This is a genomic window from Pseudomonas sp. LB3P81, from assembly GCF_054897965.1.
The window spans coordinates 1,800,327-1,814,791 of record NZ_JBUBVG010000001.1; the positions used below are offsets into that span (position 1 = coordinate 1,800,327).

Annotated in this window: 8 protein-coding genes; 5 read left to right on the top strand and 3 right to left on the bottom strand. The window is 61.9% G+C overall.

Translation table 11 applies throughout. From position 1 onward, the window contains the following. Position 1 precedes the first annotated feature (1 nt). Complete coding sequence (locus tag ACYZTL_RS08330) at positions 2–5,260, bottom strand: retention module-containing protein (RefSeq protein ID WP_461951383.1); 5,259 nt, start codon at positions 5,258–5,260, stop codon at positions 2–4. 590 nt (positions 5,261–5,850) lie between these two features. Here ACYZTL_RS08330 and ACYZTL_RS08335 point away from each other — a divergent pair. The 3 genes from ACYZTL_RS08335 (at position 5,851) to ACYZTL_RS08345 (ending at position 11,055) form a co-directional block, all read left to right on the top strand. Next, a complete protein-coding gene (locus ACYZTL_RS08335; protein WP_461951384.1) occupies positions 5,851–7,209 on the top strand; it encodes a TolC family outer membrane protein in 1,359 nt (452 codons plus the stop codon). Positions 7,210–7,341: 132 nt separating this feature from the next. Beyond that, positions 7,342–9,501: a type I secretion system permease/ATPase gene (locus ACYZTL_RS08340; protein ID WP_461951385.1), complete on the top strand. Its 2,160-nt coding sequence runs from the start codon at positions 7,342–7,344 to the stop codon at positions 9,499–9,501. A gap of 189 nt (positions 9,502–9,690) precedes the next feature. Further along, positions 9,691–11,055, top strand: a complete 1,365-nt coding sequence (locus ACYZTL_RS08345) for an HlyD family type I secretion periplasmic adaptor subunit (RefSeq protein WP_461951386.1) — start codon at positions 9,691–9,693, stop codon at positions 11,053–11,055. Positions 11,056–11,209: 154 nt separating this feature from the next. Here ACYZTL_RS08345 and ACYZTL_RS08350 read toward each other — a convergent pair whose 3' ends face one another. Beyond that, complete coding sequence (locus ACYZTL_RS08350) at positions 11,210–11,803, bottom strand: tRNA-uridine aminocarboxypropyltransferase (RefSeq protein ID WP_461951387.1); 594 nt, start codon at positions 11,801–11,803, stop codon at positions 11,210–11,212. Between the two features lie 14 nt (positions 11,804–11,817). After that, the gene (locus ACYZTL_RS08355) at positions 11,818–12,714 is read right to left on the bottom strand and encodes a LysR family transcriptional regulator (RefSeq protein WP_461951388.1); all 897 of its coding nucleotides are present in this window, start codon (positions 12,712–12,714) and stop codon (positions 11,818–11,820) included. A gap of 351 nt (positions 12,715–13,065) precedes the next feature. Here ACYZTL_RS08355 and speB point away from each other — a divergent pair, with 351 nt between their 5' ends. Together speB and ACYZTL_RS08365 are read left to right on the top strand one after the other, a co-directional pair. After that, the gene (gene speB, locus ACYZTL_RS08360) at positions 13,066–14,016 is read left to right on the top strand and encodes an agmatinase (RefSeq protein WP_461951389.1); all 951 of its coding nucleotides are present in this window, start codon (positions 13,066–13,068) and stop codon (positions 14,014–14,016) included. A 9-nt stretch (positions 14,017–14,025) separates the two neighbouring features. After that, on the top strand, positions 14,026–14,448 hold the full coding sequence (locus tag ACYZTL_RS08365) for a YybH family protein (RefSeq protein ID WP_461951390.1): 423 nt from the start codon (positions 14,026–14,028) through the stop codon (positions 14,446–14,448). Positions 14,449–14,465 lie beyond the last annotated feature (17 nt).

The window sequence follows — 14,465 nt, forward strand, 5'->3', positions numbered from 1 at the left end:
GTCACACGGTATCCACCTTCAACGAATGGTCATTCAACATGCCATTGATGATGGTCGCCGTATCCGCCCCGCCGGCAATCACCCCGCCCGCCCCCGGCGTGACGCCGTAATGGCTGGCCAGGTTCACCCCCGCGAGGTCGATGGTCTGGTTCGGCGCGGCGCCGGCCATGCCGCTGACGTCGATGCTGGTGACCAGTGAATCGCCGCTGCCGGTGACTTTGAAGTGCAGGTAGTCATCCAGCGACGCCGCGGTGCCGTTCTCGCCTTGCAGCAGTTGCGACAGGTCGAGTTTGTCGGTGCCTGGGGTGAAGTCGGTGACCACGTCGTGGCCGCTGTTGCCTTTGAGCCACTGGAAGGTGTCCGCGCCGCTGCCGCCGGTGAGGGTGTTGTTGCCGAGGCTACCAATGAGCAAATCGTCGCCGCCACCACCGTTGAGCACGTCGTTGCCGAGGCCGCCGGTGATGATGTTGTTGTGGTTGTCGCCGGTGAGTTTGTCGTCGAAGTTGGAGCCGATGATGTTCTCGATCGCGGTCAGGATGTCGGTGCCGGCACCCAGGGTGTTTTGCGCGCCGAGCAGGCTCAGATCGACCTTGACCCCGGCGGTGGCGTGGGCGTAGCTCGCGGTGTCGAGGCCGGTGCCGCCGTCGAGCAGGTCGTTGCCCGCGCCGATGTAGAGCAAGTCGTTGCCGGCGCCGCCGTGCAGTTCGTTGTTGCCTGCACCGGCGGTGAGCACATCGTTGCCGTCGCCCGCGTTGATCACGTTGTTGCCGGTGCCTGCCACCAGCACGTCATCGCCCGCCGTGCCGGTTAGGGTGTGGCCGTCCTGATAGGTGATGGTCACGGCGGCGCTGTCGCTGCCGCCATGGTTGTCGTTGACGGTGTAGGTGCCGTGATAGTCCGGGGTGGTGTTGTGGGCGCCGGAGTAGTCGACGGTCATGGTCAGTTGGTAGTTTTCCGCGCCCTTGCCACTGCGGCCCGGCCCGTCATTGTCGATGTTGATGATGTGGATCTGGTAGGTGCCGTCCGAGGCGGCGGTGATGGTCTGGCCGTCGCCGATGGCAATGAACGCGCCGCCGTTGACCGAGTACTCCATGGCGACGTGACCGGCCGCCAGGTTGTGGTCGAGGTTGAGGGTTTCACCCTGTTTGAGGGTAACGGTGATGCGGTCCTCGTCATTGGTGTTGTGGTTTTTGACTTCGCCCAACGCTCCGCTGACCACCAGCACCGCAGTCATGGCGGCGCTGTTGGCGACGAATGCGCTGCGGGAGATGGTCACAGATCGGGCGTTGCTGCCGGTGAAGCTGTAGTTCTGGTCGCTGCCGGTGAAGTCCGCGCCTTTGGCGATCCAGCCGGTGTTGAAGGTGGTTGGCGAGGCGGTCAGCGGGTCGCCGTTGGCATCGGTGTCGTTGGCCAGCAGCATGTCGCCGGGCACGGTGACACTGCCCGACAGCACGTTGGTGATGACGTGGTCATCGACCGCCACCGGCGGCGCGTTCGGAATGGCCAGATCGCCGTCGTTGTCGCTGGTCGCTTCGATGCAGCCGTTGTTGACGTCGATGGTGATGGTCGTGGTGCTTTCGTCACCGTCGTTATCACGCAGGGTGTAGGTGAACACGTCGGTCGCGCCGGGGCCATTTACCCCGTTCGGGTAGCTGTAGTACTCGGCGTTGCCCTGGGCATCCAGGGTCAGGTAACCGTAGGTGCCATTGATCTGGGTGTTGAGACCGCCGTTCACCGGGGTCGAAGTGTCCGAGCCGGCGCGCACACCGACCACGCCACCGCCGAGCAAGGGACCGTCGGCGCCAGCGACGTCGTTCCACAGCACGTTGCCGCTGACGATGCCGCCCTCCGTCACCGAGGTCGCGTCGGGGTTGGCGTTCGGTGTGTCATCGACGATGTTGACGTTGATTTGCCCGGTCGCGGTGCTGCCATCCGTATCGGTGGCGACGACGTCGAAGTCCTCGGAGAGGCTGTTGGCGCCGCCGGCATTCGGGTGGTCGCTGTCGTAATTCAGCGTGTAGCTGTAGCTCACCACGCCGGTGGCCGGGTCGTAACCGGTGATGGTCAGCGTGCTGCCGTGCCAGGTGTCGGCCGATTGCGGGAAGCCGGCGGCCACGCCAGCGGTGACCACGGCGATGCCGCCGATAGTCAGGGTTTGCAGGCCATCCGGTGCGCTGACGGTGAAGGTGCCGCTCTGGGTCAGGGCCGGTGCGTGGGGGTCGGTGCCGTAGGTGAGGTTTTTTTCGTAGACGGTCAGCTCGCCGCCACACGCGTCGAGGCCGTTGAGGGTGACCGGGCTGATACAACTGTTGTTGACGTCGATGGTGATGGTGGTAGTGCTTTCGTCACCGTCGTTATCACGCAGGGTGTAGGTGAACACGTCGGTCGCGCCGGGGCCGTTAACGCCGTTCGGATTGCTGTGGTACTCGGCGTTGCCTTGGGCATCCAGGGTCAGGTAACCGTAGGTGCCATTGATCTGGGTGTTGAGGCCGCCGCTGACCGGTGTCGAGGTGTCCGAACCGGCGCGCACGCCGACCACGCCACCGCCGAGCAAGGGGCCATCGGCGCCGGCGACGTCGTTCCACAGCACGTTGCCGCTGACGATGCCGCCCTCCGTCACCGAGGTCGCGTCAGGGTTGGCGTTCGGCGTGTCATCGACGATGTTGACGTTGATTTGCCCGGTCGCGGTGCTGCCGTTGACATCCTTGGCCACCACGTCGAAGTTCTCGGAGAGGCTGTTGGCACCACCGGCATTGGGGTGGTCGCTGTCGTAATTGAGGGTGTAGCTGTAGCTCACCACGCCGGTGGCCGGGTTGTAACCGGTGATGGTCAGCGTGCTGCCGTGCCAGGTGTCGGCCGACTGCGGGAAGCCGGCTGCTACGCCAGCGGTGACCACGGCGATGCCGCCCACGGTCAGGGTTTGCAGACCATCCGGCGCGCTGACGGTGAAGGAGCCGCTCTGGGTCAGCGCCGGAGCATCCGGGTCGGTGCCGTAGGTGAGGTTTTTTTCGTAGACGGTCAGCTCGCCGCCCTCTACGTCGAGGCCGTTGAGGGTGACCGGGCTGATACAACTGTTGTTGACGTCGATGGTGATGGTGGTAGTGCTTTCGTCACCGTCGTTATCACGCAGGGTGTAGGTGAACACGTCGGTCGCGCCGGGGCCGTTCACGGCGTTCGGGTTGCTGTGATATTCGGCGTTGCCCTGGGCATCCAGGGTCAGGTAACCGTAGGTGCCGTTGATCTGGGTGTTGAGACCGCCGTTCACCGGGGTCGAAGTGTCCGAGCCGGCGCGCACACCGACCACGCCACCGCCGAGCAAGGGACCGTCGGCGCCAGCGACGTCGTTCCACAGCACGTTGCCGCTGACGACGCCGCCCTCCGTCACCGAGGTCGCGTCGGGGTTGGCGTTCGGTGTGTCATCGACGATGTTGACGTTGATTTGCCCGGTCGCGGTGCTGCCATCCGTATCGGTGGCGACGACGTCGAAGTCCTCGGAGAGGCTGTTGGCGCCGCCGGCATTTGGGTGGTCACTGTCGTAATTCAGCGTGTAGCTGTAGCTCACCACGCCGGTGGCCGGGTCGTAACCGGTGATGGTCAGCGTGCTGCCGTGCCAGGTGTCGGCCGATTGCGGGAAGCCGGCGGCCACGCCACCGGTGACGACGGCGATGCCGCCGATAGTCAGGGTTTGCAGGCCATCCGGTGCGCTGACGGTGAAGGTGCCGCTCTGGGTCAGGGCCGGTGCGTGGGGGTCGGTGCCGTAGGTGAGGTTTTTTTCGTAGACGGTCAGCTCGCCGCCACACGCGTCGAGGCCGTTGAGGGTGACCGGGTTGTTGATACAACTGTTGTTGACGTCGATGGTGATGGTGGTAGTGCTTTCGTCACCGTCGTTATCACGCAGGGTGTAGGTGAACACGTCGGTCGCGCCGGGGCCGTTCACGGCGTTCGGGTTGCTGTGATATTCGGCGTTGCCCTGGGCATCCAGGGTCAGGTAACCGTAGGTGCCGTTGATCTGGGTGTTGAGACCGCCGTTCACCGGGGTCGAAGTGTCCGAGCCGGCGCGCACACCGACCACGCCACCGCCGAGCAAGGGACCGTCGGCGCCAGCGACGTCGTTCCACAGCACGTTGCCGCTGACGACGCCGCCCTCCGTCACCGAGGTCGCGTCGGGGTTGGCGTTCGGTGTGTCATCGACGATGTTGACGTTGATTTGCCCGGTCGCGGTGCTGCCATCCGTATCGGTGGCGACGACGTCGAAGTCCTCGGAGAGGCTGTTGGCGCCGCCGGCATTTGGGTGGTCACTGTCGTAATTCAGCGTGTAGCTGTAGCTCACCACGCCGGTGGCCGGGTCGTAACCGGTGATGGTCAGCGTGCTGCCGTGCCAGGTGTCGGCCGATTGCGGGAAGCCTGCGGCCACGCCACCGGTGACGACGGCGATGCCGCCGATAGTCAGGGTTTGCAGGCCATCCGGTGCGCTGACGGTGAAGGTGCCGCTCTGGGTCAGGGCCGGGGCATCGGGATCGGTGCCGTAAGTGAGGTTTTTTTCGTAGACGGTCAGTTCGCCGCCCTCTACGTCGAGGCCGTTGAGGGTGACGGGATGGTCCGGAGTTTCAGGGACATCCGGGACATCCGGGACATCCGGGACATCCGGAACATCCGGAACATCCGGGGTATCCGGGGTATCCGGGGTATCCGGGGTATCCGGGGTATCAGCAGCAATCGGCGCCGCAGCCGCGTTGCCACCGTTATCCGGATCACCAGCCAGACGCTCCAGTGGAAATTCAGGGATACCGTTGAAGCCGGCAGTGGGGAAACCGATGTTCGGATCGACCCGCCCGGCCACCTCCTCCAGCATGACAAAACTGTGGCCGCCGCCCAATGCACCACCGGGTGCGCCCGGTGTACCCGGGCCTGCCGCCGTGGCTTCCGCTGTCTGAGTCGGGTCATCACCCGCCGCGATCGCTTTTTGCAGTCGTTCGACGTCGGTCAGTTGCGCCTGGGTCGGCGTGCTCGCTTCAGCGGTATCCACATGGGGTACGTGATGAGCAAGCAACTGCGAGTTCATTTGCAGGCTGCTGCCACGCCCGAGGGTCAGTTCCTGGCCATTTTGCAGGTGCACCGCCACCGCGCCTTCGGCACCCGTGACCAGTTGATCGCCGGCGAACAGCCTGTCCCCCTCGATCAACGCACGTCGGGTGCCGTTGCTTGCTTGCGCGAACACCTGACCAATGACCTTACTGACGATACCGATGAGCGTAGCCATGTGCACTTCCTCCGCTGCCAACCGCTGTCGGCATCCTGTTGATTGCGAAGAACGTGTTCATGGCGTGAGCGGGTTATCGGCGGATCGACTACCGGGCAGCGGCTTGCCTGATCAAGCCGCTGCCCTGGCGACATTCTCGCCAAGCGTGCGCTCGTGGGCGAAGTGTTCCGATTCGGCATAAAACCCAATGCAATCAATCGCATCGGGATTCCATTGCGAAACCACCTTACCTGCGAGCAATACGTAACGGTTTTGAACCAACCCGTGACAAAAAACCGTCACCAAAAAACCGTTGCGCGTCCCTCCCCTCCAGCACTTCCTCGCCCTAACGTCGATAAGTGAATTGAACTTTTCTCGACCCTCAAGAAGCTCCCTAAAGCTCTAAAATCAAGGGCTTTCGCAGTGAACAATGTGCTGGATTTTTCAGAGCGCATAAGTTTTTTTCGACATAACAATCATGAGAAAAACTTCTAAGGTTCTTTTGAAAATGTTCTTAGCTCTGATGTTACAAGTATGAAACAGTTTACCTATAAAATCCGTCATATATTTGACGAATAATAAGCACCATCAGGATTTCAGGGAGATGCACCATGCGCCGACTGCCCCCCGTGTATAGCGTGATTCTATTGGCCATGGCATGCACGACTCAGGCTCAAGCCATGTCTCTGACCGAGGCGATCCAGAGCACCATCGCCACCCACCCGGAACTCGCGTCGCGGGTAGACAGCCGCCTGTCTGCGGACGAAGACGTGAAAGTCGCCAAGGGCGGTTTTTATCCCTCCGTTGATCTGAATGCCGCGTACGGGCGCGGGTACAGCGACAACACCAACACCCGGGCCTTCGGCAATCACCACACGGAAATCCTGAACTACACCCAGTCGGAACTGCGCCTGCGGCAGATGCTCTTCGATGGTTTCAACACATCCAACGAAGTCGAGCGCACCAAAGGCGTGGTCAACTCCCGAGCCTATTACGCCCAGGGCACCGCTCAGGATCTGGCCCTGCGCACCATCGAGGTCTATCTCGACGTGCTCAAGCGCCGCGAACTGGTGACCCTGGCCAAGAACAATTTGCAGGCGCACCTGCGGGTCAACGACCAGATCGGTCTGCGTACCCAGCGCGGCATCGGCAGCAACGCCGACGCCGATCAGTCCGTGGCTCGCCGGGCGTTGGCGGAGAACAACCTCGATACCGCCGAAGTCGATCTGGCCGATGCCGAAGCGAATTTCTACGCCGTCACCGGGCGCATGCCCGATGAACTGGAGACGCTGCCATCGATTCGTGGCGAATTGCCGGCCACGATCCAGGATGCCCAACAGAGCATGGTCGACAACAACCCGTACCTGAAATCCGCCCAGGCTGACGTGCAATCGGCCGAGAGCCAGTACGAAGTCGCCAAGTCGCCGTTCTATCCGCGCTTCGATGCGGAAGCCGCCGTGGGCGCGAACAACAACGTGCAGGGTGAAGAAGGCCACGACAACGAGTGGCGCGTCGGTATCGTGATGAACTACAACCTGTTCCGTGGCGGCAGCGACAAGGCGCGGCTGGCTTCGGATGCACACAAGATCAACCAGGCGATGGACATCCGCAACAACGCCCTGCGCCAGCTCAACGAGAACATCCGCCTGGCCTGGAACGCCATGGTCAACGCGAAAAAACAAACCCCGACCGCCCGCGAATACGCGGAAACCACCACCCGTGTGCGGGCGGCGTATCAGGACCAGTTCGGCCTCGGCCAACGGACCTTGCTCGACGTGCTCGACAGCGAAAACGAGCTCTACAACGCCAACCGCCGCTACACCGAAGTGCGCTACACCGAGGAATTCTCGATGTACCGCGTGCTGGCGAACATGGGTCAGTTGTTGAGCAAACAACGGGTGGTGCTGCCCGCCGATGCGATCGCCCGGACCGAAGTGAAGAACGAAGCCCGCTTGCCTGAACTCAAATGAAGTGCCCCCCTGTAGGAGCTGCCGCAGGCTGCGATCTTTTGATCTTGATCTTAAAAACAAAATCAAAAGATCGCAGCCTGCGGCAGCTCCTACAGTGAGATGTGTATCCACCGTTAAACGGGAGCGATCAATGTGACCAGCATGGAACCCGGCAACTCTGGTGTCGATCCGCGGCTGAGCTTCGATGACCCGCTTCTGGACGGTCTGCTGATTCTCTGCAAACTCCACGGCGCGACGGTCAGTCGCGCCAGCCTGAGTGCCGGGCTGCCAATGGCACACCAACGCCTGAGCCTGGACCTGCTGCCGCGCGCAGCGGCCCGGGCCAGTTTGCAGGCGCGGCTGTTGCGCCGAGACCTGGCAGACATTTCCGCGCTCAACCTGCCCGTGCTGCTGATCCTCAACAATGGCCGCACCGCCGTCCTGCGGCGCTTTGGCGATGATGGTCGCTTGCTGATTCTGCCGAGCGAAGCCGATGGCGGCGAGCAGTGGGTCAGCCGTGAAGAGCTGGCCGAAAACTACAGCGGCCAGGCGTTGTTCGCCCGGCCACGGCATGAACTCGAAGATTTGCGTTCGCCGCTGGTGCCACGGGTCGAGGCGTGGTTTCGCGACACGTTGAAGCTGTCGAAATGGCTGTACAGCGATGCGATCCTGGCGAGTTTCCTGATCAACCTGCTGGGGCTGATGGTGCCGCTGTTCGTCATGCAGACCTACGACAGGGTGGTGCCGAACCAGGCCACTTCAACCTTGTGGGTGCTGTCCATCGGCTTGCTGATCGGCACCGGTTTCGAGCTGGCGCTGCGAGTGGTTCGCGCGCATTTGCTGGACACCGCCGGAAAGAAAACCGACGTGATCCTTTCCGCGACGCTGTTCGAACGCATCACCGGCATGTCGATGAAAGCGCGCCCGGCGACCATCGGCGGTTTTGCCCAGAGCATTCATGACTTTCAGGGCCTGCGCGAATTCCTCACCGCCGTCACGCTGACCAGCCTGATCGACCTGCCCTTCGCCGCGCTGATGCTGGTGGTGATCGGCCTGCTGGGTGGCTGGCTGGTGGTGATTCCGTTGCTGGCGTTTCCGATCACGATCCTGTTCGCAATGGTGATTCAGGTGCGCCTGCGCGACACCGTACAAAAGAGCCTGACCCTCGGTGCCGAACGCCAGGCCTTGTTGATCGAAACCCTCGGCGGCCTGGAAACCCTCAAGGCCTGCAGCGCCGAAAGCGAGCGCCAGCACAAATGGGAAAGCACCCACGGCGCCCTCACCCGCCTCGACAGCCACGCGCGCAACCTCTCGGCGCTGGCCACCAACGGTACGCTGTTCATCCAGCAGTTCTCCGGCATGGCGACCATCGTCGCCGGGGTCTACAGCATCATCGCCGGCAACCTCAGCGTCGGTGCGCTGGTGGCGACCTACATGCTCGGCAGTCGCGTACTCGCGCCGCTGGGGCAGATTGCCGGGCTGATCACGCGCTATCAGCAAGCGCAACTGACCATGAAAAGCACCGATGCGCTGATGGGTCTGCCGCAAGAGCGCGACGCCAAACAGCGGCCGCTGGAACGCACGCAATTGCAGGGCGCCCTCGACGTCAGCGGCGTGACCTTTCGCTACAACGGCCAGAACGCACCGGCGCTGGCCAACATCAGTTTCAGCCTGAAACCCGGTGAACGGGTCGGCATCATCGGGCGCAGCGGTTCGGGCAAAAGCACCTTGGGGCGACTGGTGATGGGTTTCTACGAACCGGAGGAAGGTCAACTTCTGCTCGATGGCCTGGACCTGCGGCAACTGGACGTCGCCGACCTGCGCCAACAGATCGGCTACGTCGCCCATGACCTGCCGCTGCTGGCCGGCAGCCTGCGTGACAACCTGACCCTCGGCGCGCGTTACATCAGCGATTCGCGGATGCTGGAAGTGGCGGAACTGACCGGCGTGACCGAGCTGGCGCGTCAACATCCCCAAGGGTTTGACCGGCCTGTCGGCGAACGCGGGCAATTGCTGTCCGGCGGTCAACGTCAGGCAGTGTTACTGGCTCGCGCCTTGTTGCTTGATCCGCCGATCATGTTGCTCGACGAACCCACCAGCGCCATGGACAACAGCAGCGAAGATGTCCTGCGGCAAAAACTCCACGGTTGGGTCCAGGGCAAAACCTTGCTGCTGGTGACCCACCGCACCTCGATGCTGAGCCTGGTGGATCGGCTGGTGGTGCTGGACAACGGGCGGATCGTCGCCGACGGTTCGAAAGAAGCGGTCATTGATGCACTGCGCAAGGGCCGTGTCGGCTCTGCGCCCGTCTAGGGGCGCCCACTCGATGCCAAGACATAACCTGTGGCGAGGGAGCTTGCTCCCGCTCGGCGGCGAAGCCGTCGCAAAAGTCCAGCTGACACAACGAGGTAAATGGGGCTGCTTCGCAACCCAGCGGGAGCAAGCTCCCTCGCCACAGGTGTGTGTTCGGCTTTTTTTCTCTTAACTGACGGGTATCGCCCCATGTCTGCTCAAACACCGGATTCAGCGGCCCGAAGCTACTTCGGCAGTTTCAGCAAAAGCGCCGAAAGCGAATTCATGCCGGAAACGGCCGGCGCTTCGTTGCAGGATTCTCCACGCTGGTCGCGGATCACCGTGTGGCTCGCCGCCGCGTTGATTATCAGCGCCGTGGTCTGGGCCAAGTTCGCGGTGTTGCAGGAAGTCACCATGGGCGAAGGCAAGGCGATTCCGTCGAGCAAGGTTCAGGTAATCCAGAACCTGGAAGGCGGCATCGTCACCGAGATTTTCGTGCGCGAAGGGCAAATGGTGAACAAGGGCGACACCTTGCTGCGCCTGGATGACACGCGGTTTCTGTCGAACAAGGGTGAAAGCGAGGTCGATCGGTATGCGTTGACCGCGCAGGTCGAACGCCTGTCCGCCGAGGCGGAAGGGCGGCCGTTCAAGCTGTCGCCGGACGTGATCGCCAAAGCGCCGCAAGTCGCCGAGGACGAGCGCTCGCTGTACGAACAACGGCAACGGCGCCTGGCCAGCGAACAGCGCACGCTGACCGAACAACTTCGGCAGAAAACCCAGGAACTGGCGGAGTTCCGCTCGAAACAGGGTCAATACAGTTCAAGCCTGGCGCTGCTGCAACAGGAGATGAACATGTCCGCGCCGCTGGTGGGCTCCGGAGCGGTTTCGCCGGTGGAAATCCTCCGGCTCAAACGCAGCGCGGTGGAGATTCGCGGCTCGCTGAACGCCACGACGCTGGCGATTCCTCGCGCTGAATCGGCGATCAACGAGATCAAAAGCAAGATCGACGAATCGGAACAATCCTTCCGCTCGGACGCGGCAAAAGAGCTGAATGAGAAACGCACCGACCTGTCGAAAATCACCGCGTCGAGCATCGCCATCGATGACCGAGTCAGCCGCACCACGGTGGTGTCGCCGGTGCACGGGATTATCAAAGTGCTGAAGATCAACACCATCGGCGGCGTGGTTCAGCCGGGCAGCGACATGGTGGAAATCGTGCCCATCGAAGACAACCTGCTGATCGAAGCCAAGGTGCGGCCGCAGGACGTGGCGTTCCTGCATCCGGGGCAGAAAGCGATGGTCAAGTTCAGTGCGTACGACTACACGATTTATGGCGGGTTGAGTGCGAAGCTGGAGTTGATTGGTGCGGATACGATTACGGATGACAAGGGCAACAGTTTTTATCTGATTCAGGTGCGCACTGATAAAAATCACTTGGGTGGGGATGTGAAACCGTTGCTGATTATTCCGGGGATGGTTGCCACTGTGGACATCATTACCGGGGAGAAAAGTGTATTGGATTACCTGCTGAAACCGGTGTTGAAGGCCCGGACTGAGGCGATGCGGGAGCGCTAAGTCTGACGCGGTCCCTGTGGCGAGGGAGCTTGCTCCCGCTGGAGTGCGAAGCGCTCCCGATCCTGGCAGCTCGGTATACCTGATTCACCGGAGTGAGCAGTTTTGGGGCTGCTGCGCAGCCCAGCGGGAGCAAACTCCCTCGCCACAGAGGAACTCATCGCAGGTGATTCTTCTGGTAAGTCTCCTCCCCCATCGCCGCAATCTGCCCCTCGATCAACGCCTCGAACGGCTTCAACAACGGCTCGAAACTGACAGGTGCTTCCAGCGTCTGCAGTGCCTGCACAATCGCCTCCACCGTCGACAACGCGCCCGGCTCCGGCGCCTTGCGCAAGCGATAACGCGACACCCCACCCTCCGCCAGCATCACCCTCGGCAACGCCGCCAGCAGCGGATTGAGGTGCAGCATTTTGCGCGCCTTGCGCCAGGTGCCGTCCGGTACGACCAGCAACAGCGGCTGATCTTTCGCGGTGTACGCCTGCAACGGCTGCGCCTCTTCCCCAGGAAACAGCAGTCGTGCCTGATAGCCCGGCTGATTCAACAGCGTCGGCAAATCCTTGAATACTTCGCCCACGATCAACTGCGCACTCTTCAGCCCCAACGCCGCCAACCGCGCGGTGTTCAGCGCATGGTTCACTTCGCTTGGATGTTGCAGCAACAACACCCGAGTGCGGCTGTCGAGGCTCGGGATCAGGAGGCACAAGCAATGGGTTTGCGGGCGCAGGCAGCGCGGGCACTGGATTCTGGACATCGCTTCTTTTCCCTTTAAACGGCCTGATTGAGTTGCGCTTTGAGCAGGTCGCGAAACGTCTGGATCAGCGGCTCGCGGCTACGACCCCGGCGCACGATCATCGAGAACGGCGCCTGATAACCGAAGGTCGCCGGCAGCAACACGCGCAAGTCACCCTTGTCTGCCCAGGCCTGGGCGTAGTGCTCCGGCAGGTAACCGATGTAGGCGCCGGACAGCACCAGGATCAGCTGCGCCTCCATACTTTCCACGGTCGCGGCGCTGTGTTTGAAACCGTGGCGCGCCAGTTCGGCCTGGCTCCAGTAACCGCGACCGACCATGCGTTGCTGGGTGATGACTTGCTCGGGGATGCGCCGCTCGGTGAACAGCGGATGACGGCTGCTGCAATACAACCAGTGTTGTTCGCGGTACAGCGGCATGTAGACCAGCCCGCTCATGCGCGTGGAAAACGCGCCGATGGCCAGGTCGAGACGATTGTCCTGCACGCCGAGTTGCAGTTCGTACGGGCTCATCACCGAGAGGTGCAAATGCACGGCCGGGTGTTCCTGGCTATAGGCGCCGATGGCTTCGGCGAACGGCAAGGCCTTGTCGCTGACGGTGGAGTCGATGACGCCGAGGTTCAGCGTACCGCGCAGTTCACCCTTCAGCGCCGCCGCGTATTGCTCAAAACCTTCGAGTTCGCCGAGCAGGCGCAGGGTTTCCTGATGGAACAATTCGCCTTTGCTGGTCAGGCTGAAACCACCGCGACCGCGATGGCAGAGCACCAGGCCAAGGGCCGCTTCAAGCTGGCTCATGTAGGTGCTGATCGCCGAGGTCGAGAGGTTGAGTTCTTGCTGGGCGTTGGCGAACCCCTGATGACGGACCACGCTGACGAAGATGCGTAACAGTTTCAGGTCGGGTAAAGCGTTGGCCATGGGGGGGCTCCAAACACCGGTCGAATTTCAGCTGAATCAGGGTCGCGATAGCTGAGGCCCTGTAGGAGCTGCCGAAGGCTGCGATCTTTTGATCTTTGGTGGTTTCATGGCCGCAGAAAATCAAGATCAAAAGATCGCAGCCTTCGGCAGCTCCTACAGGGTTACTCGCGAGCCAAGTGATGAAGTCTATCGCCGTCACGACCATTAGTTTAGAAAAATCTGAACTAAGTATTTGCCCGTAGCGATTCTTCCCGGCCACTACCTTTCGCAGAATCGGCCCCTAACGGTGCCCGATCCTCCCTGGACCTGCGCAACCGACATAAATAAAACAACGACGATGAGGCCCTACCCGTGGACAAGATTCTTCACCAACCACTGGGCGGCAATGAAATGCCGCGCTTCGGCGGCATCGCCACCATGCTGCGACTCCCCCATGTGCCTACCGCTGCCGGCCTCGACGCTGCCTTCGTCGGCGTGCCTTTGGACATCGGTACTTCGCTGCGCCCCGGCACCCGTTTCGGGCCGCGTGACATCCGCGCCGAATCGGTGATGATCCGCCCGTACAACATGGCCACCGGCGCAGCGCCGTTCGACTCGCTGTCGGTTGCCGACATCGGCGACGTGGCGATCAACACCTTCAACCTGCTGGATGCCGTACGGATCATCGAAGAATCCTACAACAACATCCTCGAACACGACGTGATCCCCCTGACCCTCGGCGGCGACCACACCATCACCCTGCCAATCCTGCGTGCCATCCATAAGAAGCACGGCAAGGTCGGCCTGGTGCACATCGACGCCCACGCCGATGTAAACGATCACATGTTTGGCGAGAAAATCGCCCACGGCACTACTTTCCGTCGTGCTGTCGAAGAAGGCCTTATCGACCCGGACCGCGTCGTGCAAATCGGTCTGCGCGCCCAGGGTTACACCGCTGACGACTTCAACTGGAGCCGTAACCAGGGCTTCCGTGTGGTTCAGGCCGAAGAGTGCTGGCACAAATCCCTGACCCCGTTGATGGCCGAAGTTCGCGAGAAAGTCGGCGGCGGTCCGGTGTACCTGAGTTTCGACATCGACGGTATCGACCCGGCCTGGGCGCCTGGCACCGGCACCCCGGAAATCGGTGGTCTGACGACCATTCAGGCAATTGAAATCGTTCGCGGCTGCCAAGGCCTCGACCTGGTCGGTTGCGATCTGGTAGAAGTCTCGCCAGCTTATGACACAACCGGCAACACCTCCCTGCTGGCCGCCAACCTGCTGTACGAAATGCTCTGCGTACTGCCTGGCGTGGTCCATCGCTGAGGATCGGTCATGAACGAACGTGATCAGGTTTTGAAGGCCGCCGCCGATCTGGTGTCCGCCTTTGCCCGTAACGATCGCGAAGCCTACTTCGGCGCATTCAGCGCCGATGCCAGCTTCGTGTTTTACACCCTCGAACAACCACTACTGTCGCGCGATGCCTATCAGGCGTTATGGGACAGCTGGCGTACCGAGGATGGCTTTGAGGTGCTGTCGTGCACCTCGAGCAACGCCTTTGTCAGCCTGCAGGGTGACGTGGCGATTTTCATCCATGACGTGGCCACCGAGCTGCGCATGCAAGGGGAGCAACACTTCAGCCAGGAGCGCGAGACGATTGTTTTCAAGAAACAAGCGTCTGGCCAAGAACAACAAGGCCTATGGCTGGCCTGCCATGAACATTTGTCCGCGATGCCGGAAGGGCTGCCATCCCCTTAGCCAACATAGGTGACGCT